The organism is Anaerophaga thermohalophila str. Valhall, from assembly GCF_000250735.1.
Lineage (GTDB): Bacteria > Bacteroidota > Bacteroidia > Bacteroidales > Marinilabiliaceae > Anaerophaga > Anaerophaga thermohalophila_A.
Genome location: NZ_AHZV01000366.1, coordinates 1 through 22,883, shown reverse-complemented (window position 1 = coordinate 22,883; position 22,883 = coordinate 1). Strand labels below are relative to the sequence as shown.

Below are 22,883 nucleotides of genomic sequence, written 5' to 3'. Positions count from 1 at the left end.
AAAAACTATTGACTGAAACATTACAGAAGGGGTCAGAAATTGAGTGTTTCTTTAAGTTTTTTGTAGCCGGTACGGCTAATTTTAAGTCTTTGTCCTTCAGTCATAATCGCAACATATGTATCCTTATCATAAGGCTCCAGGCGTTCCACGAAACTGACGTTTACAATATATGACCGGTGTATGCGTACGAATTGCGAAGGTTCGAGATGTTCTTCAAAATAACGCATTGTTTGTGCCTTCAGGTGTCTTGAATTTTCAGCATAGATCATTACATAATCTTCGCTCGCTTCAATGTAGCGGATTTTATTAACGGGAATAACGTGCATTTTGTTACCGGTTTTAACCACCACGCGCTGAAGCAGGGAGTTTGATGCAGCCGAATGGTTTTTGAGCAATTCTGCAGCATTGGTTTTTTGTCCTTTTTTCAGTTGGGCCATTACTTTTTCCATGGCCTGGTTGAACCGTGTTTGCGAGTAAGGCTTTAGAAGATAATCAACAGCGCTCATTTCAAAAGCTTTCAGCGCGTATTGATCGTAAGCTGTTGAAAACACAACTACCGGAACTTCGTCCAGTACTTCAAGGAGTTCAAGGCCTGAAACTTTCGGCATTTGAACATCCAGAAACAGGATATCGGGATTGTTTTCCTGGATGCTTTTTAATGCTTCGAAGCCGTTGCCGCACTCTCCAACGACCGATATTTGGGGATGCTGCTGTAGAAAAGAACGTACTACTGCTCTTGCGGGTGGTTCGTCGTCTATAATAAGAGCGGTAAAATTGGTTTTATTCATGGTTTTTGTTTTACAGGCAAAATGAATTTGACTTCAAAATGGTTGTTTTCACGGGTTATTGAAAGGAGGTCCTTCCTGTTGTAGAAAAGGAAGAGTTTGTTTCTGACGTTTTCAAGTCCTACACCTTCTCCTTTTACCGGAGTGCTATCAGGGTCATAGTTGTTTATGATTGATATCTCCAGGTGGTCATGACGGGGCTGGCAATAGGTTCGTATGCACACCGGTTCAACACTTTCATAAAGGCCGTGCTTTATCGCATTTTCATAGACCGGCTGTAACAACATTGCCGGAACATTAATATCATAGCATTCAAGGGGTATTTCAAATTCACATTGAAGTCTGTCACCAAATCTTACTTTTTCTATTTCAAGGTACCTCCGCATATTTTTGATCTCTTCGTTCAATGGTAACATCGACTCGTTGTTATTACGAAGTGAATAGCGGAGGAAATCGGATAGCTGGGTAAGCATCTCACGGGCACTGTCGGGCTCCGAAATAGTCAGCGAACTTATTGAATTAAGGCTGTTGAAAAGAAAATGCGGATTAAGTTGTGCTTTCAGTGCTCTGAGTTCTGCCTCCTTTACCATTTTTTTCAATTGTTCTTCTCTTATATTCTTTTCTTCCAGGTGTTTATAGAAATCGATGAAATGGTACATTGTCATTATCAGAATCAACAACAGACAGCCGATTGCTGCCCTGAAAGGAAGACTGTTGTTGGTAAATGTCATATAATCAACATTATGCCCCATAAAAAATTGAGACAACATATAGGAAGCCCCTAACCAAAGTATCAGTGTGACAAAAAGGGTGATTATATGATGAAAAACGTGATATAATGCCGATCTTTTAAAATCGTGCTGTGCGGTACAATCATTTTTTGTTTCAGCAGGTCGATAAAAGCGATAATCAGGAAAATGGATGGCCAGGAATAGAGAACATCCCATATTGGGGCAGGAATCCATCCAATATTTCCTGCCAAAATAATGGCTCCGATCAGGATTAGGGCGATTCCGGTCATTGAATGACAACGTTTTGAAGAATGATTTTTAAAATTTGGTTCCATGGTCTTATAATTTTTATCGGCATTTGTTTAATAATCACGCGAAACAGGGAGTGGTTCAATACTGTGCTTTTCTAAACCTTTAAAAGTCTGTTTCCAGAAACAAAAATACAATGTTTTTGTCTGTTTGGCAGGGCATTTCGATAAGCCGGAGAATAAATCTGATGAACTGCGATTTTTAACTGTTATTCGTTTCGGACAAACATAACTCAGTATATGGCACATTTCTGAACAAACACATGATTAAAGTAGTTAATTGTAAGAATAGTTGCTTCAAAATTTGATAAATGTAATTAAAATAGCTATTTTTGCTTTCGAATATTAATTTTTTTCACTCAAAATGTGATAGTGTAAAACAGGATGCTTCAGAATGTGAAGTTATCCTATTGTTTATCTCCATTAAATTTGTTCAGTATGCAGCAACGTTTTCCGAAAGTTCAGGGGCTGTACGATCCGGTCAATGAACATGACAATTGTGGAATTGGATTTGTGGCGCACATTAAAGGAAAACCGTCTAACGACATCGTCAGGAAAGGCCTGGAGGTTCTGGTGAATATGACCCACCGCGGTGCCGAAAGTGCCGATAACAAATCGGGTGACGGTGCCGGTATTCTTATGCAGGTTCCGCATGATTATTTCAGGACACTGGATTTCGATTTGCCGGCAGCGGGGAGTTACGGAACCGGCCTGGTCTTTTTGCCTTCTGATGCCAATTCTGCCAAAGCCTGCCTGGAAATTCTGAATAAGAATATTATTGAAGAAGGACTTGAGCTTATTGGTTACCGGGATGTTCCGGTTGATTCTGACGCTATCGGAGAGATTGCCAAAAGCAGTGAGCCTGCCATCAAACAGGTTTTTGTGACCGGTAATTTCAGTGAACAGGATGCACTTGAAAGGAAACTATATTTGCTTCGGAAGGTTACTGAAAATGCAATTCGCAAGTCTGATATAAGCGGAAAGAAATGTTTTTACATCGTTAGTTTGTCTTCCAAAGTATTTATCTATAAGGGAATGCTTACGCCCGGTCAACTGGGTGAATATTTTACGGATTTACAGGATTCACGCATGGCGAGCGCGATTGCTCTGGTTCACTCCAGGTTCAGCACCAATACGTTTCCCACCTGGGATTTGGCTCAGCCCTTCCGTATTTTAGCCCACAACGGTGAAATCAACACCATTAAAGGGAACCGCCTTTGGATGCAGGCCAGGGAGGGATTGCTTGCGTCGGACATGTTCGGTGAAGACCTTAAAAAATTGTTTCCGGTCATTGAAGACGGGAAAAGTGATTCGGCATCTCTTGATAATGTCCTTGAATTTCTGTTTCTGGCCGGTCGCTCTTTGCCACATGCGCTTACTATGCTGATTCCTGAGTCGTGGAACGATAAAAATCCCATCCCACCCAGCTTGAAGGCTTATTACGAGTATCACAGTACCATCATGGAACCATGGGACGGACCGGCTTCTGTTGTTTTTTCCGACGGCCGGTATATTGGCGGAACGCTGGACCGGAACGGACTTCGCCCTTCACGTTATGTAATTACCGATGACGATTTTATAGTAATGGGATCGGAAGTGGGCGTACAAACTTTTCCGGCCGGAAAAATTGTAGCTAAAGGACGATTAAAACCGGGGAAACTGTTGCTTGTAGATACTCAGTTGGGCATCATAATCCCGGATGAGGAGATTAAAGCCCAGCTATCCCGTCGACATCCTTACCAGAACTGGCTGAATGAAAACCGTATCAGTCTGAAGGATATTGAAGTGCGGCAACGTGTACCATCGCAGTTGGGCGACAAGTATGATATGTATCTGAAGGCCTTTGGATACAATAAAGAAGAGTTCAGTATGATTATAACTCCCATGGCCCAAACTGGCGTGGAACCAGTGGGATCAATGGGTAACGATACGCCTATGTCCATTTTTTCGGACAAGCCGCAACGTCTTTTTAGTTATTTCAGGCAGCATTTTGCACAGGTGACAAATCCCGCCATAGACCCAATCCGGGAAGGACTTGTAATGGCACTCACCAATTATATTGGCTCTGTGTCTAAAAATCTGCTGATGGAAAGCCCTGAACATTGCAGGTCTGTTAAATTTACAAGTCCGCTGATTACCAATACCGATCTGGGCAAAATAAAAGATTACCGCCGCGAGGAATTCACTCATGTCACCATTCCTATGCTCTTCCGTGCTTCGGAAGGCGGAATGGGACTTGAGAAAGCGTTGGAGGATATATGCTTACGGGCCGAGAAAGCCGTGGATGACGGGAATAATTATGTTATTCTGAGCGACAGGGGAGTGAGCATTGAAAATGCCGCTATTCCTTCGTTACTCGCTACCGCGGCAGTTCATCATCATCTGATAAAGGCCAAAAGGAGGATGCAGGTGGGTTTGATTATTGAAACGGGTGAGGCCCGTGAGGTGATGCATTTTGCATTATTGCTTGGCTATGGAGCCAGTGTGATTAATCCCTACGTTTGCTTTGCAGCTATTAACGATCTGGTGAAGCAGGGGAAAATTGAAGGTTCTTACAGTGAAGCAAGGGAGAGATACATTAAGGCGGTCGACAAAGGTTTGCTGAAAGTGCTGTCGAAAATGGGCATTTCGACCCTGCGCAGTTATCATGGAGCTCAGATTTTTGAAGCCATCGGGATTTCACAGGAAGTAATTGACAAATATTTTACCGGAACTACCTCCCGGATTGGCGGGGTCGGGTTCGAGGAAATTGCTAAAGAGGCGCTTGAATTCCATCAGAAGGCTTTCGATGAGTTATTGCCAAAAGGCCCGTATGAAAGTGCCGGAGCCTATGCTTACAGAAGATACGGAGAGAAACATGCCTGGAATCCCGAATCTATCGGGTTACTCCAATGGGCAACTTCCAGAAACGATTACGATAAATTTAAGCAGTATTCACGCCAGGTTGAGGAAGACAATAGAAAACCGCTGTTTTTACGTGGTTTTTTAAAATTTAAAAACGGTACACCCATTAATATTGAGGAGGTAGAACCTGTTGAGTCTATCATGAAAAGATTTGTGACTGGCGCAATGAGTTACGGCTCTATTTCCAAAGAGGCGCATGAAGCCCTCGCTATGGCAATGAATGAAATTGGGGGAAGAAGTAATACAGGTGAAGGAGGAGAAGATGCTAAACGGTTTAGCACTCCGGCCAGAAGCGCCATAAAACAGGTGGCCAGCGGCCGGTTTGGGGTTACCAATAATTACCTTGTCAATGCCGATGAGTTGCAAATAAAAATTGCTCAGGGAGCGAAGCCTGGAGAAGGCGGACAGTTACCCGGATATAAAGTGGATAAAGTAATTGCCAAACTGAGGCACTCCACCCCCGGGATTACCCTGATTTCACCTCCGCCGCATCATGATATCTACTCAATTGAGGACCTTGCCCAGTTGATCTTTGATCTGAAGAATGCAAACCCAGGGGCCAAAATTAGCGTTAAGCTGGTCTCCGAGACCGGTGTTGGTACTGTTGCAGCCGGGGTGGCTAAAGCGCATGCCGATCTTATTGTGATCAGCGGGACCGAAGGAGGTACCGGGGCAAGTCCCACCAGCTCTATCAAGCATGCTGGATTACCTGTTGAATTAGGGCTTGCCGAAACACAACAAACGCTGGTGCTCAACAATCTGAGGGGGCGCGTGAAATTGCAGACCGACGGTCAGTTAAAAACCGGCCATGATGTCGTAAAAATGGCTCTTCTCGGGGCCGAAGAGTATGGCTTTGCCACCTCCAGCCTTATTGTGCTGGGCTGCGTAATGATGCGAAAATGTCATTTGAATACATGCCCGGCTGGAATTGCCACGCAGGATGAGGTTTTGAGGAAACGGTTTATCGGTAAGTACAAAAATCTTATCAACTTCTTTACCTTCATTGCAATGGAAGTGAGGGAGATACTTGCTCAAATGGGATATCGATCCCTTGATGAAATTATTGGCCGGAGTGATCTGCTTGAAAGAGACCCTGATGTGAAAAACTGGAAGACCGGAGGATTGGATTTATCCGGATTATTGCACTTCCCGGAAGAAGGTCATAAATATCCGCTGCGTAATACCATGGAGCAGGATCATAAAATTGATGATGTGCTTGACAGGAAGCTTATTGAGGAAGCCCATCCTGCCCTTCAAAGCGGATCGCGTGTCTGGATGGCATATCCGGTTAACAATACCGACAGAGCCGTCGGAGCCATGTTATCAGGCGAAGTTTCAAGGATATATGGTGAAGAAGGGCTTCCAAAAAATACGATTAATTGTTCGTTCTCCGGTTCTGCAGGTCAGAGTTTTGGTGCTTTTCTTGTCAACGGGGTTAGTTTTCGCCTTGAGGGAGAGGCTAACGATTATCTTGGGAAAGGACTTTCCGGCGGAAAAATAATTGTTGTGCCACCGGTGGGGCATAAGTTTAAACCCGAGGAGAACATTATTATAGGTAATACGGTTCTGTATGGCGCCACCAGTGGTCATTTATATGTCCACGGTATCGCCGGTGAACGCTTTGCGGTAAGGAATTCGGGTGCGAATGCTGTAGTAGAGGGAACCGGCGATCATTGCTGCGAATACATGACCGGAGGTCGTGTTGTAGTGATCGGGCCAACAGGACGGAATTTTGCTGCAGGAATGAGCGGGGGAATTGCCTATGTGTTGGATGAAACAGGAAATTTTGACTTTTTCTGTAACAAAGGGTTGGTTGATCTGTTGCCCGTTCAGGACTATGAGGATGTTCAGGAACTCCAGTTTCTTCTTCATAAGCATTTGTTGCATACCAACAGTGCTAAAGCCAGAGAGGTGCTTGTCAATTGGGATAAATATCTGCCACGGTTTGTAAAAGTAATTCCGTTTGAATACAAGAAGGTGCTGGAACAGCAGAAGGTTGAAGAACTGGAGAAAAAATTGCGTGAGACGGAAGATGCTCCGCATCTGAGAGAGTAAATCAAATGTTAATCACGACTTTATTATTATCCAAAAGTCATATAATGGTTATTAGCTATGGGAGATCCAAGAGGATTCATAGAAGTTCAGAGAAAATTGAGTGGAAATCGTCCTGTTAATGAGCGGGTTGATGATTATGGTGAAGTGGAGCAAACCCTGAATGATGAGGATCGCCGGTTACAGGCATCGCGGTGTATGGACTGTGGTATCCCCTTTTGCCATTGGGCATGCCCGGTAGGTAGTAAAATTCCGGAATGGCAGGATGCTCTTTACCGTAAGGATTACAAGCTTGCCAGTGAAATATTACATTCTACAAACAGTTTTCCTGAGTTTACCGGCCGTGTTTGTCCTGCACCCTGCGAGAAATCATGTGTGCTGGCTATTCATGATGAGGCGGTTACCATACGTGAAAATGAAGCTTCAACAGTTGAAAAGGCGTTTAAGCTTGGTTTAATTCAACCACGCCCTCCGAAAAAGAGGACAGGGAAAAAGGTGGCTGTCATTGGTTCGGGGCCTTCAGGATTGTCTGTTGCCGATCAGTTGAATCAGAGGGGGCACAATGTCACTGTTTTTGAGAAGGATGATGCCATTGGGGGACTTTTGCGGTACGGAATACCGGATTTTAAACTCAACAAAAAAGTCATTGACCGAAGACTCAGGATTTTTGAAGCAGAAGGAATCGAATTCAGAACTAATACCTGCGTCGGAAAAGATATAAAGGGAGCTGATATTCTGAATGAATACGACGCTGTGGTTTTGGCTATTGGTGCTATGCAGCCGCGGGATCTGCCTGTTGAGGGACGCGACCTAAAGGGCATATACTTTGCTATGGATTACCTGAAACAACAGAATAAGGTCAACCGCGGAGAGACTTTTGCTCCTGATGAACGAATTGATGCCCGGGGAAAGAAAGTTATGGTTATAGGAGGTGGCGACACCGGCAGCGATTGTGTCGGGACTGCCAACCGCCAGAAAGCTTCCAAAGTAACTCAGATTGAGATCATGCCCAAACCGCCGGTCTCACGAACGCCCGATAATCCATGGCCTTATTGGCCTAATGTGATGAAGGTTTCCACATCGCACGAAGAGGGCTGCGAACGTATGTGGAGCTTGTCTACACGCAGGTTTATAGGCGAAAAAGGCTGTCTTAAGGGCGTCGAAGTTGTGGAGGTAGACTGGATGCAGGACAATGGCAGATGGGTTATGCAGGAAAAAGAAGACACTCTTAGAACCATTGAGGTTGATCTGGTATTTCTCTCAATGGGGTTTGTTCATCCAATCCATAAGGGGCTGGTGGAAGAACTGGAACTTGGACTTGATAATCGCGGAAATGTTAAAATCAACGGGGAGTTTGCCACTACGAAGGACAGCATTTTTGCGGCCGGCGATGCAGCCAATGGTGCCAGCCTTGTAGTAACGGCCATATCGAAAGGTCGTGAGGCAGCTCTTCATGTTCATGATTATTTATCGACGAAGTAAATGATTTGTTAGGGGTTATTTGACTTTTTGGTTCCCCTATTTTGGATGCCGGCTTTGAAAGAAGCCGGCTTTTTTGTGTTGATGATTAAAAAAATGTATTTTGAATTTAATTGATTATTAATGTGTTAACATCTTTTGTTGAAAGCTGCGCTGAATTTATCGAAATTTTTCGTACGTGTCTTTTTTTGCTGAATTGTCATATCTATAAGGTAAAATTGATGAAATGTTAATAATTTGATAACAGAGGGCTGTCATAAAAATATGTCAGCCTCCGATTTTTAAACAGATTAGACGAAGAAAAGATGGAGCAACTCATTTCGAACAGGGCTGAAATTCATCCTGATGCAAAAATCGGGAATAATGTTACAGTTGAAGCTTTTGCAAAAATAGATAAAGATGTTGTGATAGGCGACGGAACCTGGGTAGGTTCGAATGCAATAATATATCCCGGGGCACGCATTGGCAGGGAATGCAAAATATACCCCGGAGCCGTGATATCGGCCGAGCCTCAGGATCTTAAATTTAAAGGTGAGTATTCTACAGTAGAGATTGGTGATCGTACTACTGTCCGGGAATATGTTACCATAAACAGAGGCACCTCTGCCAGGGGTGTAACCAGCGTTGGTAGTGATACTTTACTGATGGCTTACACCCATTTGGGGCATGATGTGGAAGTGGGAAATCATTGCGTTGTTTCCAATAGCGTCCAGCTTGCAGGAGAGGTTGTTCTGGAAGACTGGGTAGTGATTGGAGGAATGAGTGCTGTTCACCAGTTTTGCCGGATAGGGGCACATTCCATGGTTTCCGGTATGAGCGGTGTCCTTTCTGATGTAGCTCCTTTCACCAAAGTGTTTGGTGTTCCTGTATACTATATCGGAATTAATATTGTCGGACTACGGCGTCGTGGTTTTTCCAGGGAACAAATTGATAATATTCATGAAATATACCGTGCTATTTACCAGCAGGGCCGTAATATTTCGCAAGCCATTGAATACGTGCAGGCTTATCTTGATCCAACCCCGGAAATGGGACAGATTATTTCTTTCATAAAAGCGTCGAAAAGAGGTATTGTTAAAAATGCTATCGGACAGACTGCTTCTGTGGAATCATAAATTGATGAGTCTGTTCCTGAAAAGAGACTTTTATGGACAGAGATTAAATAATGTCCGTCTATAAATTATGCAAAAGTTGTTTATGGTCAGACACTAAATAATGTCGTCGTATGGTGCCTTTTGTCCAACCGAAAAAGGTGCAATAGCTCTTTTGTATATGCCATGAACCCATGCAATAGCCATTCCATAGTTGGTGACAGGGATGCCTGCCTCAATGGCGGGGCGAAGCCTGTTATGTAACTGGCGGCGGGTGATCATACAACCTCCGCATTGAATGACCAGTGCATAATCGGTAATAGGACGTTTCACAGCATCCAGTCCTGCTACTACATCGAACTCAAGATTTTTACCGGTATAGGTTCTTATCCACCGGGGAATTTTAACTCTCCCTATATCGTCGCACGAAACGTGATGAGAACACGATTCGAGCATTAGTACTCTGTCACCATTTTTTAGATTCGAAATAGCTGGTGTGCCCTTCATATAATGATCAAAGTCCCCTTTTAGCCGGGCCATAAGTATACTAAAACTGGTTAATGGGATATCCCTGGGGATGGAGGCATCGGCTTTTGGAAATACCTGCGAGTCGGTTATTGCCAAAGCTGGTTTTATATGCGTCTCAGCCAGGAATGAGTCTGTTTCTCTTTCTTTTAAAATAACGCAAACGGCATCGTTGTCCAGAATATCTCTTATTGTTTGCACCTGGGGAAGGATTAATCGTCCTGCAGGTGCTTCTATGTCGATGGGTGTTATAAGTAAAACGATGTCCCCGTATTTGATTATGTCACCTACAAGTGTCGGGGTGGAAAAGGCTGATTCAGGAATTGAGGTTCGTATAACTTGAATCAGAGGTTCAATATCCTCTCCGTGAGAAAGAGGCAGGAAGGCTTCGGCGCCGTTTTTCAGATATTTTTCTTTTGTTTCCGTGGCGGCTTTGCCAAGGTCTTCCTTGTTGTGAACAACAATAAAGGGTACCTCCCGTTTTCTGAATTCATTAATCAAGGTTTGTTCCTGTTCATCAAACTGATTGTCTGTGATAACCAGAATTGCCAGGTCAATAAGATCGATGGACTGTAATGTTTTGGAGACTCTTTTTGTCCCCAGGTCGCCAATATCGTCAGTTCCGGCAGTATCGACCAAAACCACTGCTCCGAAACCGGTTATTTCGAACGATTTTTTTACAGGGTCCGTTGTTGTTCCCGGGGTGTCCGATACTATTGCGATCTCCTGACCGGCAAGGCGGTTTATGATTGTACTTTTCCCGTTGTTTCGTCTCCCGAATATCCCTATAAATGGTTGTCTGTCCCTGGCCATTTTTTTTTGAAAAGTAATTAAAAAGCGATGAGATATCAAAGATAAAGGCTAAATATTATGGTTCTACCACGAATTTAATGACAACTTGCAATTTGTTTATATGTAGTTAAAATATAGTTTAACGTAGCTTATATTTTGTATTTTGTTTTTTTCAACAATATTTCAACCACATTTATAAACCACATTTCAACAAATATTAACCACTAAAATAAGGGTAGTGCCAATATTATTTTGTGTTATCGGGAGATTTCAATCGAAACTTCCGAAAGCCTTAATCGTAAGAATTTAGTATTGCACTATATGTGTGCCCTCCCCAAAACCCTCAGTTTTAAACTTTATTATTGTTTTATGCAAATCAAAATAGTTGTTTTATTAATGTTTCTGAATTTGTGTCTGGTAATAAAAGGTCAGACATACGAAGAATCTCCATCCGATTTCTTTTTTTCTTGACAAAGCAGAAGACAGCTCATTGATGATGGCACCCTCGCTTATATCAACAGGAATGAATGAGATACATGCAACTATGGCTTCGAGCGGAGATGAATTTTACTATTGTGTGAAGGGTGCGGGCAGGTTTTCGGTCATTGTCGGGCTGCGATTTGAAGATGGCTTCTGGAGTCATCCTGAAGTGGCTTCCTTTTCTGGAGGAGATAATACTGATTTAAGCCCCTTTGTTTCACCTGATGGCCGGTTTCTTTATTTCGTTTCCGACCGTCCGCGGAGTGCAACGGATGAAGTTCGGAATTTTAATATCTGGAGGTGCCTTCGTCAGGAAGATGACAGTTGGAGTAGTCCTGAACTAACCGAGTTTAGCAGTGATTCCGGGAATGAAATGTCGGTTTCTGTAGATAGTGCTGGCAATGTATATTTTTGCGCAGATTATGATAGTAATAGTCTTTCATTTGAAAGGGATGCACTTGATATCTATTGTGTTAGAAAGAAGAACGGCAATTCGTGGGGAGAAGTTCAAAAGTTGGGTGCTGCTGTTAATACAGAAAAAATTGAACAGACTCCGGCCATCTCACCCGACGGGAAGATATTGGTATTTAGTTCTCTGAGAGGTAATGGTATAGGCGCTGCCGATCTGTATGTTTCTTTTCTGCGAGAGGATGGGTGGAGCCGGGCCGTTAATATGGGAAGAATGGTGAATACTTCAGCCTATGAATGGTGTCCGGCATTTTCGGGTGATGGAAAATGGCTGTTGTTTTCAGGCAATTCAATGAAAGGTAAGCCCGACCAGGTTACTTATACTTCTGTAAAAAGATGGTTGCTGGGCGGCGGTAATGGGGCTTCGGATATTTGGTATATTAAAGCATCAGCCATTAAGAAATTAAAAGATAATCAATGATAGCCTGTTAACCGGGATGAGATCAGTCGGAGTGACCGGTTTCTTCAGGATCGATATCTTTCAGACTAAAGCCTTTAGCTGTCAGTGACGACGGTTGTAAAATTCGCTGAATTTTTCCTTCAGGTAAAATGGCAAGTTTGCCATTGCTTTCAAAAACGGTTGTGTTTGATTCCTTCATGTCGCGTGCAAGGAGGGCGGCCTTCTTATGTCCGATGTAAGGAACAAGTGCAGTGGTGATAGAAGGATTTTTGAATACGTCATCCTGCTCATTTTTGGCAGAAACCTTCATATCTTTGAGTAAATTTTCCGTCATACTTTTACATCCCGAGCACAAAAGATTGAAGCTTTCTATAAAAGCCAGGCCAATGGAAGGCAGGTAGGCATTAAGATCGAGGCACCCCCTGGCTGCAAGATTCGCTATCATCTGATCGTTAGCATATACCTTGTGACTTATTGAAATCTGGAATTCCGGGATGACAGGATTGACTTTGCCGGGCATCATTGAGCTTCCCATTTGCTTTTGAGGAATTTTTACCGACGAGTGGACAAAAAGGTCGGCCGCCAGAAGTCTCAGGTCAGCGGATATCTTTTCGAGATTAACGGCGAGTGCTTTTAGAATGGCATGTGATTCTACAAGGGCGTCGTTATTCATTGTCGCGTCGACCATATTTTCTGATTGAGCGAGGGGCAATCCCGTTATTTTTCGCAACTCTTTTGTTACCTGAAGAATAAAGAACCGCGGTATTCCCATTCCGGTTCCGGCTGCTCCTCCACCAATATTCACTTCTTTCAGACGTTCCTTTATGCGTGAGGTTCTCCACCAGTCGCGTGACAGGGCATCACTGTAACTGGCAAAAAGATTGCCATAGGTTGAAGGAACCGCTTTTTGCATCTGGGTATAGGCCTGACGAATTTCGTTTCTATAGGTTTGTTCTAATGTCTCCATAGCGCTTCTCGTGGCATTAATGGCCTTTTCCAGTCTGTCGGTCAATTGTATTAATGCGATGTGAAGAGCGGTGGGGATAACATCGTTGGTAGATTGGTAGATATTTGCGTGGTCAAGGGGATCAATATAGTGGTAATCGCCCGGTTTGCGTCCCGTTTTCAGCAAAGCAACATTTGCAATAATTTCGTTCACATTCATGTTGATGCTGGTTCCTGCACCACCCTGAACGGCAGGGACAATAAAATGACTGAAATGCCTGCCCTCAGAAACCTCGACAGCAGCATTTTCGAGGGCATCAATTATTTTATCCGGCAACCACATGTGCCCGCCGGGAGAAGGCAGACTTTTCTCTCTTGCCGTGTCCCTGAATTTCCGATAAGTTTTGTAGTATGCCAGTTTCACCAGTCCTATGGCACGATACCATTCAACCGGGAACAGTGTGGAATTGTCAAAATTTTCCCGTGCACGCAAAGAGTGAATGCCGAATAGATGCTGCTCTTCTATTTCTTTCTTTCCCAGAAAATCTTCTTCAACCCGCATCTGTCTGTTTTTTCAGGCCAAAGGCATGGCATAAGTTTTTACATCTTCTTCAGTAATGGTATCACTACCAAGAATAATTAGTCTTTCGATGACGTTGCGAAACTCCCTTATGTTTCCTGTCCAGTTGATGTTTTTTAAGGCTTCAACGGCAGATTCGTCAAAAGTTTTTGGTTGAACACCCAGCTCCTGGCAGATTAAATTGTTAAAATAGTCGGTCAGTAACGGGATATCATCTTTTCGTTCGTTGAGCGATGGCACATGGATGATGATGACACTAAGCCTGTGGTAAAGGTCTTCACGGAATCGTCCTTCTTTTATTTCATCCTGAAGGTTTTTATTGGTGGCTGCGAGAATACGAACATCAACTTTTATGTCTTTGTCACTTCCCACTCTCGAAATAACATTTTCCTGAAGCGCCCTGAGCACTTTTGCCTGTGCGGCATGGCTCATATCGCCTATTTCGTCGAGAAAGATGGTGCCGCCGTTGGCTTGTTCAAATTTTCCTTTTCTCTGTTTATGTGCCGAAGTAAAGGCTCCCTTTTCGTGACCAAAGAGTTCGCTCTCGATGAGTTCCGAGGGGATGGCTGCACAATTGACTTCAATAAAGGGTTGACCGGCTCTGTTGCTTTTTTCGTGGAGCCAACGGGCCACCAACTCTTTACCGGTTCCGTTTTGTCCGGTAATAAGGACACGCGCATCAGTAGGTGCCACTTTATCTATCATTTCTTTAACCCGTTTCATGGGTTCCGATTCGCCAATCATCTCATAGGTCTTACTGACTTTGCGTCTTAACACTTTTGTTTCATTTACCAACTCTTTCTTGTCGAGTCCGTTACGGATGGTTACGAGTAGCCGGTTCAAATCGAGTGGCTTTTCGATAAAATCATAAGCCCCTTTCTTGATGGCCTCAACGGCTGTGTCGATGTTTCCGTGACCAGAGATCATAATGACGGGCGTGTCGGGGGAAGATTGCATCATTTTATCAAGCACTTCCATTCCGTCCATATCCGGCATTTTAATATCGAGCAATACAGCATCGAATTTGTCTGCCTCAAAATGTTCCAATCCTTCCGGCCCGTTTTCGGCAAGAACTACCTCATGCTTTTCGTATTCCAGAATATCCCTGAGTGTATTACGTATGCTTTTTTGGTCGTCTATAACTAATATTTTGGACATAATTTAATTTTTATAATTGACTGGAAATAATTTGCAAAACGGCTCCTTCCTTCAGCGCGAATGAGCATTGCCATACTTCTTTTATTTTCAGCTCTTCAATTATAAATTTAACAATAATACTTGCCGGAACAATACTGTCTACCCTGTGAGGTTCCATCCCCGGCATCACTTTTCGCTGGTCGGAATCGGAAGTCATCAGTTCTTTATGGACAATCATCAGCCGTTTGTTTTCCAGAAACAGGGAAGTGAGCTTTGACATGTCAAGCAGAGGGTAAAACTTTTTGGCCAAAAGAGCTGCAAGCGTATCAAACGAACCGGACGATCCCACCAGTTTTTTTACCGGGAATTGTTTGGCGGCCTCACACAGTGTTTCCAGAGATTTTTTCAGGTGCTTCTGGATGGCTTTTATTTCATTTTCGGTGATGGGGTCGGAGGGCGTAAATTGTTCCAGCAAACGGGCGACACCAATTTCGTAGCTTTTTTTCCAGGCGACACCAAACCGGTTGGCAATGATAAACTCAATACTGCCTCCTCCGATGTCCATGATAAGCACATAATCTTCGTCCAGGGGAAAGACCTGTTTTACACCGTCAAAAATGGTTTGCGCTTCTTCATCTCCCTGAATAATCCGTATGGTAAGGCCCAGTTCGTCTTTTACTTTTTTTACGAACAGCTGTCCATTGTCGGCGCATCGAATTGCAGAAGTAGCAAAACAGAAAATGCTTTCTACCTGAAACTCCGAGATGGTTATAAGATGGGATTTTAATGCTTCAATACCTCGTTCTATTGCTTCAGGTGTAATGGTTGACTTATGAATACCTCCTTTCCCCAGCTTGGCAGGAATTTTTGATTCGAGGAGGATGCGGTAGGTGCCAGTGGGATTTATTTCTGTGATAAGTAGATTGAATGTGTTGGTTCCCAGATCGATAATAGCAATTCTGTTGTGCTCCATAATATTTTTTGAGATGTACGTTCAAAGGTACAAATAATCATATTCATCCGGTTATTAATTGCCTGTATCATTTTCCTAAAAAATTTTCACTTTGCTCTCAGTGGCTGATTATTGCACCACAGAGGGCCCAGAGTATACTATTTAGTGCTCGTTTATAAACTCGCAAAAATTTTCACAATATGAGTGTCTGTTCAGAAAGTGCCAGTTGTTAGGCTTGCGAAGCCGCCAAAAACGCAGTTTACTTTTCGTAAATGAGTATTTTGGCGGCAAGCGTAACACAGCAAATGGTACTTTATGGACTGACACTATTTATCCGAATACCTGAGCCATTTCCAAAGCTCTTTATAGTCTACTTTTTTCCCATACATAAGGATTCCGGTCCTGTATATTTTACCTGCCAGCCATGTGGTAAATATAAATCCGGCAACAAGTAATGTCATAGATAGCAGCAGTTCCCACAAGGGAACCTGGAAAGGCACCCGTGCCATCATAACAACAGGAGAGGTAAGGGGAATCATGCTGAACCAGAATACAATATCGCTTCCGGGGTTTCTGAAGGTCATCATCGCCACATAGAGTGCGATAATAATGGGGATGGTGATTGGCAGCATAAATTGTTGCTGATCGCTTTCGTGGTCTATGGCGGCACCTACTGCGGCAAACAGTGCAGAGTAAAGCAAATAACCTCCGAAGAAATAAAACAAAAACAAAAGAAGGGTTTTCATCGGCTCAAGGCTCCTGACCATTTCCATAATCTTATCGAAATTAAAATCCGGTGCGGTTTGGGCAGTTTCCTCTCCGGCTTCGACATTCTGCATCATTTCTACCTGCGCGCGGGCTCTGTCAGGCATGGGCGAGTTATCAAAGAAAACAGACTTAACCCCGGTTACTATCAGAATAGTAAGCACAACCCAAAGCAAAATTTGTGTCAGGGCAACCATAGCGAGACCAATGATTTTGCCCATCATTAACTGAAAAGGTTTTACTGATGAAACAATGACCTCCACTATGCGTGATGTCTTTTCTTCCATGACACCGCGCATAACCTGTCCGCCATATATGAAAATAAACATATACGAAATGAAGGCAAATGCCATGCTGATTATCATTGTCAGCTCAGCAGAACTTTGTTTTTCCGTGCCGTCAGCCCCTATTTTTACGGTAGAGATATCAACGTCAATATTTTCCAGTTCCGAAATGATGTCAGGCAGTTCGGAAATGTCGTATGAACGGAGTTTGGCGTCTTTAAGATGCTGTTTCAGGCTTCTTTCAATATGGTCTTTGACATCCATGGTAACCTGCGAATCGCTGTAAAGCCGGATAGCGCTTTTGTTATTCAACAGGTTGTCTGAGATTACCAGGAAAGCATAATAGCCCGATTCTTTGAAATTTTCCCGTATATTATCTTCTTCATGGTCTGATAGAAATTCGAATTTTAACAGTTCGGTATCTTCTATTTGTCCCGAATATAGCCCTGTATTGTCAATTACGGCAATGACTTTTGTTTCGTCGTCTTCGAGCGTGGCCAGCCAGGCGGGAATGACCATCAGGGCGGCAATAAGTATCGGCCCCAGGATCGACATTATGATGAAACTTTTCTTTCTGACTCTGGAAAGGTATTCCCGTTCTATGATTAAAGATATTTTGCTCATGACCGTTGCTTTTGGGAGGATTGTTTTTGTTGATTCACGACCTGAATAAATACATCATTCATGCTTGGAAGCAATTCCCGGCATCCGTGAATGTGACAATGTTCTATTATTGCATCCAGCACCTGATTGAGCGATTGGTTTTCGCCGGTTTTGACCCGGGCTGAGTAGTGGTTGTTGATCGCTTCGAACTTATGAAGCTCAAACTGCTCTTTTAAGATTTTCTCAACAGTTTCTGCATTACCTGAGAAATCAATACTAACCAGGTTTTGTCGATAATTTTTGCGAACTTCTTCAGTGGGGCCTTCGATCATGGCTTTGCCATTGTTAATGAGTGTAATGTGATCGCAAAGCTCTTCAACCGATGACATATTATGCGTGGAAAAGATAATGGTAGCGCCTTTCTCTTTGAGTCTCAGAATTTCTTCTTTCAGGAGGGTGGCATTAATGGGATCGAAACCGCTGAAAGGCTCATCGAAGATCAGGAGCGATGGCTCGTGAAGTATGGTTACGATAAATTGAACCTTTTGGGCCATTCCTTTGGAGAGTTCCTCCACTTTTTTATCCCACCAGGGCTGAATTTCAAATTTTTCGAACCAGTATTTCAGGCGCTTTAAAACATCATTTCTGGAGAGTCCTTTAAGCCGTGCAAGATAGATTGCCTGCTCGCCGACTTTCATTTTTTTGTAAAGTCCCCGCTCTTCAGGCAAATAGCCGATATTTCGGATGTCTACTGATCGTAGCGGATGACCGTTAAGTATCAACTCTCCTTCATCGGGACCGGTAATACGGTTAATAATGCGGATGAGCGTTGTTTTTCCGGCACCATTTGGGCCCAGCAGGCCATAAATGCTGTTTCGGGGAACATCAATGTCTACTTTGTCGAGGGCCAGGTGGTTGGCAAAACGCTTTACAATCCCCCTGGCTTCAAGAAATGCCATACACTTATGGGTTTAGGTTTGACAATAAGTTGAATTTGAACAGCCAAAAATAGTGAAATTGTTAATAGGGACAATGGATTTGAAAAAGATTATCTTACCGTATTGCATTATTTTCCTCTCTGAACAAGAACAATTCCGTATTCATGTTCAATGAAGCGGAAGTAATAGTACAATTTGTAATTTAGCTCCAGTCCGTAATCAATGTTTGGGCTGTAGTCGATTCTGGTTTCATAAAAATTTCCGTAATGAATGGGATTATCGTGCCGGTAATTCCATTCGGTTACATAACGTTGGTTCCAGTTTTCGTAATATTGCTGCGAATAGTAATTGGCTGGAGGCTGCGTGGCAAGCCAGGAATCAAATTTTGGATCGAGTACAATCAATTCATATTCAGTAGAATCTTTGCTGCTGGTGGTATCGTTTTCAGCGACAAGTTTTACTTTTTGTTCAGGAGCCTCAGCTTTCTTTGTGGTTTTGCAGGCTGATACAGCAAAGCTTGCCGTAAGCGCTACAATCAAAAATGCTCTTATCAGGTGAAACGCTCTGTTTTGCGGATTTGTTTTATTCTTTCTCATGACATCATTGTTTAATGCGGGAATTTGAATTTAAGATAACCATAAGTGCGCTGTAATGTCAAATTTTTATACACAACACTTCGCTAAGCTCTTATAGATGTCTGATAATTAATTGTTTAAGCAATCAACAATGCATGCCACAACTCTCTCATAACAATAACTTTCCGTCATTGCGTTTAGGCTATTTTAAACTGACTATGGTATACAAAAACCTTTGGTTATTATGCAATATGTGTGCCACCCTACAAAGCTCCTTTGGTGGAGGGTAGTTGCATACTCAGAGGGTCTTTTTTTATGGCTGCTTTAACGGCCCGTGCAAAGGCTTTGAAAATCGCTTCAATTTTATGATGCTCATTCGATCCTTTGGCTTTGATGTACAAATTTGCTGCAGCAGCATCTGAGAAACTTTTGAAAAAATGCATGAACATTTCGGTTGGAAGATCACCGACTTTTTCTCTTTTAAATTTGGCCTTCCAGACAAGCCAGGGGCGGCCACCAAAGTCAACAGCCACATGTGCCATACAGTCGTCCATGGGCAGAGAAAAACCATAGCGTTCAATACCCCGTTTGTCGCCAAGGGCTTTTTTAAACGCTTCACCCAATGCCAGGGCAGTATCCTCGAGTGTGTGATGCCCGTCAACATGCAAATCACCTTCAACCATAATGTCGAGGTCGCATCCCGAATGCCTGCCTATCTGTTCAAGCATGTGGTCAAAAAAGCCCAATCCTGTGTTGATGTTGCATTTTCCTGTTCCATCCAGGTTAAGTCTGATTTTTATTTTAGTTTCTGAAGTATTTCTTTCCACTGTTGCCGTTCGTTCTTTAATAAAGAGAAAATTGGCAATCTCTTCCCAGTTGACAGAATATAGAACGCAATGGTTTTCCAGATTTTGTTTTTCCAATAGCGGTAAGCCTTTTGTTTTTTCTTTCATGAGTATGGCTTTACACCCCATGTTTTTGGCCAGCTCTACATCTGTCAGGCGGTCTCCGATGACAAATGAATTTTCCATGTCATAATTACCCGAAATGTATTGTTTTAACATTCCGGTACGTGGTTTCCTTGTGGGGGCATTGTCTTCAGGGAATGATCGGTCAATATGGATTTCACTGAATTCTATGCCTTCACCTTTCAAAGTGTTCAGCATTTTATTGTGCGCCGGCCAAAAGTCTTCTTCAGGGAATGAAGAAGTTCCAAGCCCGTCCTGATTGGTCACCATTATCAATTCGAAATCCAGATGTTTTGCAATCCGGGACAGGTTACAGATAACTCCTGGAATAAATTCCAGCTTTTCAAGGCTGTCTATCTGAAAGTCGACCGGTGGTTCTTTTATGATGGTTCCGTCACGATCGATAAATAGTATGCGTTTTTTTTCCGGGGTGTTCATGTCTATTGGTCTATTTTACTGTTTTGCGAAGCCATTCAGCCAAATGTGTGGTCCATTCGAAAGCCGGACTTTCCTTTCTGAACCCGAAGCCATGACCTCCTTCAGGAAGTATTATTTCTTTTACATTTACATTTTTCTCTCGCAGCGCTTTGGCATAAGTCGTTGTGTTAACAGCAGGAACTGCCCTGTCGTCAGCCGCGTGAAGAATAAAAGTGGGAGGTGTTTCTTCTGATACCTGTTTCTCAAGAGAAAAGAGATCGATCAGCTTCTGTGACGGGTTGTTACCAAGCAGTGCTTCTCTCGATCCCTGGTGGGTGCGTTCATCTGTCATGGAAATAACAGGATAGATAAGGATAGAAAAATCCGGTCGGACCAAATCACCGGTGTTAGCATAAGGGATTTCATGATTGAAGAGCGCAGAAGCAGAAGCCGCCAGGTGTCCACCTGCCGAAAATCCCATAATTCCTATTTTTTCGGGATTGGTACCAAGACTTTTGGCCATTTTTCTGACCAGGGCAATAGCCTGCCTGGCATCTGCCAAAGGGATATAAGGGGCCTCAGAAAAAAGATTTTCGTCGGGCAAACGATATTTGAGAACGAAGGCCTGATAACCCAAATCCGACAACCACCTTGCCACCTGTTTCCCTTCATGCTCATAAGCCTCGTAGCGGTAACCTCCTCCGGGACAAATTATTATTGCCGGTCTGGCGGTATCTGTCCTTGCAGGGAACCACCACAGTTCAGGCTCTGTGATGTTAGAAATGAGAGGCGATCCGCTTTTCGAACTGTCCCATTTTTCCTTTGTTCCGGAAACTTTATTTCCGGGTATTGAGTCTTCGAATAATGGAATAATGGCGTCCTGTGCCTGTGTGTTGAGCACGAAAATGGCCATAAACATGAAAATTACAGCTCTTTGCATGGCTTTATTGGTTAAAATTTAAAGTTGCAATACTTGTTTCATCCGTATAAAATTTATTGAGGTCGGATGGAACGTGCTATTTCTTTATACATGCCCTTTTTGACAGTTTTCTTTGTAAACAAAGCGGCAAAGCCGAAGGAGAAATCAAAGCTCCATGCTCGTTTCATCAGTCTAAATTATTGGTTTGATGGAATTCACCCCCCGGAAACCGGTGCTCGTTTCATTGTTTCTATCAGTTTCCTGTTTTCTTCCGGGGTACCCACCGTAATACGCAGACATCCTTCGCACAATGCCACATTAGAGCGGTCGCGGATTATGATTTTATTTTCAACCAGAAAATTATATATTTTTTTCGGAGCATCGGTCTTTATTAATATAAAATTGGCATCGGATGGATATATTGTTTGAACAAAAGGCATTTTTTTTAGTTGGGCAATCAGGTTCTGTTTTTCTGATAAAAGCTCTTCTACCCACTTCTGCATGTTTTGACTTTTGTTTAATAATTCAAGCGCTTTTTTCTGAGTCAGATTGTTTACATTGTAGGGATATTTTATCTTGCTAAACACGTTTATTATTGATTTTTCAGCAAAAGCCATTCCCAGTCTTATTCCGGCCATTCCCCATGCTTTGGAAAAGGTTTGGAATATTATCAGGTTTGGATTGTTTTTTAACTCCGGCAGCCAGCTTTTTTCGGGGGCAAAATCGATGTATGCCTCATCAATAATGACGATGCCCTGGAAGGTGTTTATTATTTCACCAATGTCTTCTTTTCTGAAGCAGTTGCCGGTCGGGTTGTTTGGAGAACACAGAAATATGATTTTGGTATTCTCGTCAGCAGCGTCAAAAATGGCCCTGGTGTCTAATTGGAAATCGGCCGTCAGAAGTACTTTTCTGACTTCGATATTATTGATATCGGCAGCTACCTGATACATTCCATAGGTTGGAGAGATAGATACAATGTTGTCGATCCCTGGTTCACAAAATGCGCGAATGGTTATGTCAATGGCTTCATCACTTCCGTTTCCAAGAAATATGTTTTCGGCAGGCAAACATTTAATTTCAGCAATCCGTGCTTTTAGTTCTCTCTGATGTGGATCCGGGTAACGATTGTATGGTGAATTGAAAGGGTTTTCATTCGCGTCCAGAAAAACAGCGGCTTCACCGTTGTATTCGTCACGTGCCGATGAGTATGGCTTAAGTTCCTTTATGTTGGATCGTAATAACTGGTCTAAGGATTTCATATACTAAACGTATTTAGTTAATAACAACTGTGTTTTTTGTGATCTTACACAATTAATAGAACCTTAATTGTGATTAAGGTTTCTCTTTTTTTAGCCTGGTAACACGTTCTACCTCACTTAATAAATGCGGGAAAGCAGGTTCGGTCATGCCATGTCCGTAGCCGTCAAGCTCGTACAATCTTGATTTGTCGTGTCCTGCTACTTTCATCATGCGTAAAAAATAGGCGTTTTCTTCATAGCGACCCAGCATTTCCAATTCACGATCGCCGGTTATTAGTAACAGTGGCGGAGCATCAGAACGTACATGGTAAAGTGGCGCCATATCATCAATAACAGGTTGTGTGCCGGGAATGCCATTATGCATCAGACCGGGTTTTTTCATCGTCGTAATAATGAACATTGGTTTCTGTTTTATATGCGATATCCTGCGCTTTCGAAGATGAAACTGCAACCAGAATCAGGAAAATGAGAAGTGTTTGTTTCATGTTATTACAGTTTTAACCTGCTTTATTCATAAGTTTTC

At 43.0% G+C, this 22,883-nt stretch carries 19 protein-coding genes; 4 read left to right on the top strand and 15 right to left on the bottom strand.

Annotated elements, in window-relative coordinates; genetic code table 11:
- Positions 1-32 precede the first annotated feature (32 nt).
- The 3 genes from OQ5_RS0119495 to OQ5_RS25115 form a co-directional block, all read right to left on the bottom strand.
- A complete protein-coding gene (locus OQ5_RS0119495) occupies positions 33-788 on the bottom strand; it encodes a LytR/AlgR family response regulator transcription factor (RefSeq protein ID WP_016779101.1) in 756 nt (251 codons plus the stop codon).
- A complete protein-coding gene (locus OQ5_RS21780; protein WP_255297660.1) occupies positions 785-1,516 on the bottom strand; it encodes a sensor histidine kinase in 732 nt (243 codons plus the stop codon). The genes OQ5_RS0119495 and OQ5_RS21780 overlap by 4 nt, the downstream gene beginning before the upstream one ends.
- 83 nt (positions 1,517-1,599) lie before the next feature.
- The gene (locus tag OQ5_RS25115; protein WP_016779099.1) at positions 1,600-1,851 is read right to left on the bottom strand and encodes a LiaI-LiaF-like domain-containing protein; all 252 of its coding nucleotides are present in this window, start codon (positions 1,849-1,851) and stop codon (positions 1,600-1,602) included.
- 411 nt (positions 1,852-2,262) lie between these two features.
- Here OQ5_RS25115 and gltB point away from each other — a divergent pair, with 411 nt between their 5' ends.
- The 3 genes from gltB (at position 2,263) to lpxA (ending at position 9,374) form a co-directional block, all read left to right on the top strand.
- Positions 2,263-6,783, top strand: coding sequence for a glutamate synthase large subunit (gene gltB / locus OQ5_RS0119485; RefSeq protein WP_016779098.1), 4,521 nt, complete (start codon positions 2,263-2,265; stop codon positions 6,781-6,783).
- Positions 6,784-6,840: 57 nt separating this feature from the next.
- On the top strand, positions 6,841-8,262 hold the full coding sequence (locus OQ5_RS0119480) for a glutamate synthase subunit beta (protein ID WP_016779097.1): 1,422 nt from the start codon (positions 6,841-6,843) through the stop codon (positions 8,260-8,262).
- Positions 8,263-8,564: 302 nt separating this feature from the next.
- Positions 8,565-9,374, top strand: a complete 810-nt coding sequence (lpxA, locus tag OQ5_RS0119475) for an acyl-ACP--UDP-N-acetylglucosamine O-acyltransferase (protein WP_016779096.1) — start codon at positions 8,565-8,567, stop codon at positions 9,372-9,374.
- Positions 9,375-9,467: 93 nt separating this feature from the next.
- Here lpxA and hydF read toward each other — a convergent pair whose 3' ends face one another.
- Positions 9,468-10,688, bottom strand: a complete 1,221-nt coding sequence (hydF, locus tag OQ5_RS0119470) for a [FeFe] hydrogenase H-cluster maturation GTPase HydF (protein ID WP_016779095.1) — start codon at positions 10,686-10,688, stop codon at positions 9,468-9,470.
- Between the two features lie 472 nt (positions 10,689-11,160).
- Between hydF and OQ5_RS21770 the strand changes: the two genes are divergently transcribed.
- Positions 11,161-12,036 carry a PD40 domain-containing protein gene (locus tag OQ5_RS21770; protein WP_016779094.1) on the top strand — a complete coding sequence of 292 codons (876 nt, stop codon included), beginning with the start codon at positions 11,161-11,163 and terminating at the stop codon, positions 12,034-12,036.
- A gap of 22 nt (positions 12,037-12,058) precedes the next feature.
- On the opposite strand, the gene OQ5_RS0119460 is transcribed toward OQ5_RS21770, so the two are convergent.
- The 11 genes from OQ5_RS0119460 to OQ5_RS25110 all read right to left on the bottom strand — a co-directional run bounded on the left by OQ5_RS0119460 (position 12,059) and on the right by OQ5_RS25110 (position 22,845).
- Positions 12,059-13,522: a lyase family protein gene (locus tag OQ5_RS0119460; RefSeq protein ID WP_016779093.1), complete on the bottom strand. Its 1,464-nt coding sequence runs from the start codon at positions 13,520-13,522 to the stop codon at positions 12,059-12,061.
- 12 nt (positions 13,523-13,534) lie between these two features.
- Positions 13,535-14,698, bottom strand: coding sequence for a sigma-54-dependent transcriptional regulator (locus tag OQ5_RS0119455; RefSeq protein WP_016779092.1), 1,164 nt, complete (start codon positions 14,696-14,698; stop codon positions 13,535-13,537).
- Between the two features lie 10 nt (positions 14,699-14,708).
- Positions 14,709-15,650, bottom strand: a complete 942-nt coding sequence (locus OQ5_RS0119450) for a Ppx/GppA phosphatase family protein (protein WP_016779091.1) — start codon at positions 15,648-15,650, stop codon at positions 14,709-14,711.
- 305 nt (positions 15,651-15,955) lie between these two features.
- Positions 15,956-17,302 carry an ABC transporter permease gene (locus tag OQ5_RS0119445; RefSeq protein WP_016779090.1) on the bottom strand — a complete coding sequence of 449 codons (1,347 nt, stop codon included), beginning with the start codon at positions 17,300-17,302 and terminating at the stop codon, positions 15,956-15,958.
- Positions 17,299-18,240, bottom strand: a complete 942-nt coding sequence (locus OQ5_RS0119440; RefSeq protein ID WP_016779089.1) for an ABC transporter ATP-binding protein — start codon at positions 18,238-18,240, stop codon at positions 17,299-17,301. Before OQ5_RS0119440 ends, OQ5_RS0119445 begins: the two co-directional genes overlap by 4 nt.
- Before the next feature lie 107 nt (positions 18,241-18,347).
- On the bottom strand, positions 18,348-18,815 hold the full coding sequence (locus OQ5_RS0119435; protein WP_016779088.1) for a DUF6146 family protein: 468 nt from the start codon (positions 18,813-18,815) through the stop codon (positions 18,348-18,350).
- A gap of 242 nt (positions 18,816-19,057) precedes the next feature.
- Entirely contained in the window at positions 19,058-20,200 is a 1,143-nt protein-coding gene (gene hisB, locus OQ5_RS0119430) for a bifunctional histidinol-phosphatase/imidazoleglycerol-phosphate dehydratase HisB (RefSeq protein WP_016779087.1), read from the bottom strand.
- Between the two features lie 10 nt (positions 20,201-20,210).
- Entirely contained in the window at positions 20,211-21,119 is a 909-nt protein-coding gene (locus tag OQ5_RS0119425; protein WP_016779086.1) for an alpha/beta hydrolase, read from the bottom strand.
- 194 nt (positions 21,120-21,313) lie between these two features.
- On the bottom strand, positions 21,314-22,360 hold the full coding sequence (hisC, locus tag OQ5_RS0119420) for a histidinol-phosphate transaminase (RefSeq protein WP_016779085.1): 1,047 nt from the start codon (positions 22,358-22,360) through the stop codon (positions 21,314-21,316).
- Positions 22,361-22,433: 73 nt separating this feature from the next.
- A complete protein-coding gene (locus OQ5_RS0119415) occupies positions 22,434-22,724 on the bottom strand; it encodes a hypothetical protein (protein WP_016779084.1) in 291 nt (96 codons plus the stop codon).
- Positions 22,717-22,845: a hypothetical protein gene (locus tag OQ5_RS25110; RefSeq protein WP_016779083.1), complete on the bottom strand. Its 129-nt coding sequence runs from the start codon at positions 22,843-22,845 to the stop codon at positions 22,717-22,719. The genes OQ5_RS0119415 and OQ5_RS25110 overlap by 8 nt, the downstream gene beginning before the upstream one ends.
- Positions 22,846-22,883: the final 38 nt, after the last annotated feature.

Coding starts and splice junctions, on each gene's coding strand:
- OQ5_RS0119495 (WP_016779101.1), bottom strand. CDS start 788: ATGAATAAAACCAATTTTACCGCTCTTATTATAGACGACGAACCACCC.
- OQ5_RS21780 (WP_255297660.1), bottom strand. CDS start 1,516: ATGACATTTACCAACAACAGTCTTCCTTTCAGGGCAGCAATCGGCTGT.
- OQ5_RS25115 (WP_016779099.1), bottom strand. CDS start 1,851: ATGGAACCAAATTTTAAAAATCATTCTTCAAAACGTTGTCATTCAATG.
- gltB (WP_016779098.1), top strand. CDS start 2,263: ATGCAGCAACGTTTTCCGAAAGTTCAGGGGCTGTACGATCCGGTCAAT.
- OQ5_RS0119480 (WP_016779097.1), top strand. CDS start 6,841: ATGGGAGATCCAAGAGGATTCATAGAAGTTCAGAGAAAATTGAGTGGA.
- lpxA (WP_016779096.1), top strand. CDS start 8,565: ATGGAGCAACTCATTTCGAACAGGGCTGAAATTCATCCTGATGCAAAA.
- hydF (WP_016779095.1), bottom strand. CDS start 10,688: ATGGCCAGGGACAGACAACCATTTATAGGGATATTCGGGAGACGAAAC.
- OQ5_RS21770 (WP_016779094.1), top strand. CDS start 11,161: ATGATGGCACCCTCGCTTATATCAACAGGAATGAATGAGATACATGCA.
- OQ5_RS0119460 (WP_016779093.1), bottom strand. CDS start 13,522: ATGCGGGTTGAAGAAGATTTTCTGGGAAAGAAAGAAATAGAAGAGCAG.
- OQ5_RS0119455 (WP_016779092.1), bottom strand. CDS start 14,698: ATGTCCAAAATATTAGTTATAGACGACCAAAAAAGCATACGTAATACA.
- OQ5_RS0119450 (WP_016779091.1), bottom strand. CDS start 15,650: ATGGAGCACAACAGAATTGCTATTATCGATCTGGGAACCAACACATTC.
- OQ5_RS0119445 (WP_016779090.1), bottom strand. CDS start 17,302: ATGAGCAAAATATCTTTAATCATAGAACGGGAATACCTTTCCAGAGTC.
- OQ5_RS0119440 (WP_016779089.1), bottom strand. CDS start 18,240: ATGGCATTTCTTGAAGCCAGGGGGATTGTAAAGCGTTTTGCCAACCAC.
- OQ5_RS0119435 (WP_016779088.1), bottom strand. CDS start 18,815: ATGAGAAAGAATAAAACAAATCCGCAAAACAGAGCGTTTCACCTGATA.
- hisB (WP_016779087.1), bottom strand. CDS start 20,200: ATGAACACCCCGGAAAAAAAACGCATACTATTTATCGATCGTGACGGA.
- OQ5_RS0119425 (WP_016779086.1), bottom strand. CDS start 21,119: ATGCAAAGAGCTGTAATTTTCATGTTTATGGCCATTTTCGTGCTCAAC.
- hisC (WP_016779085.1), bottom strand. CDS start 22,360: ATGAAATCCTTAGACCAGTTATTACGATCCAACATAAAGGAACTTAAG.
- OQ5_RS0119415 (WP_016779084.1), bottom strand. CDS start 22,724: ATGCATAATGGCATTCCCGGCACACAACCTGTTATTGATGATATGGCG.
- OQ5_RS25110 (WP_016779083.1), bottom strand. CDS start 22,845: ATGAAACAAACACTTCTCATTTTCCTGATTCTGGTTGCAGTTTCATCT.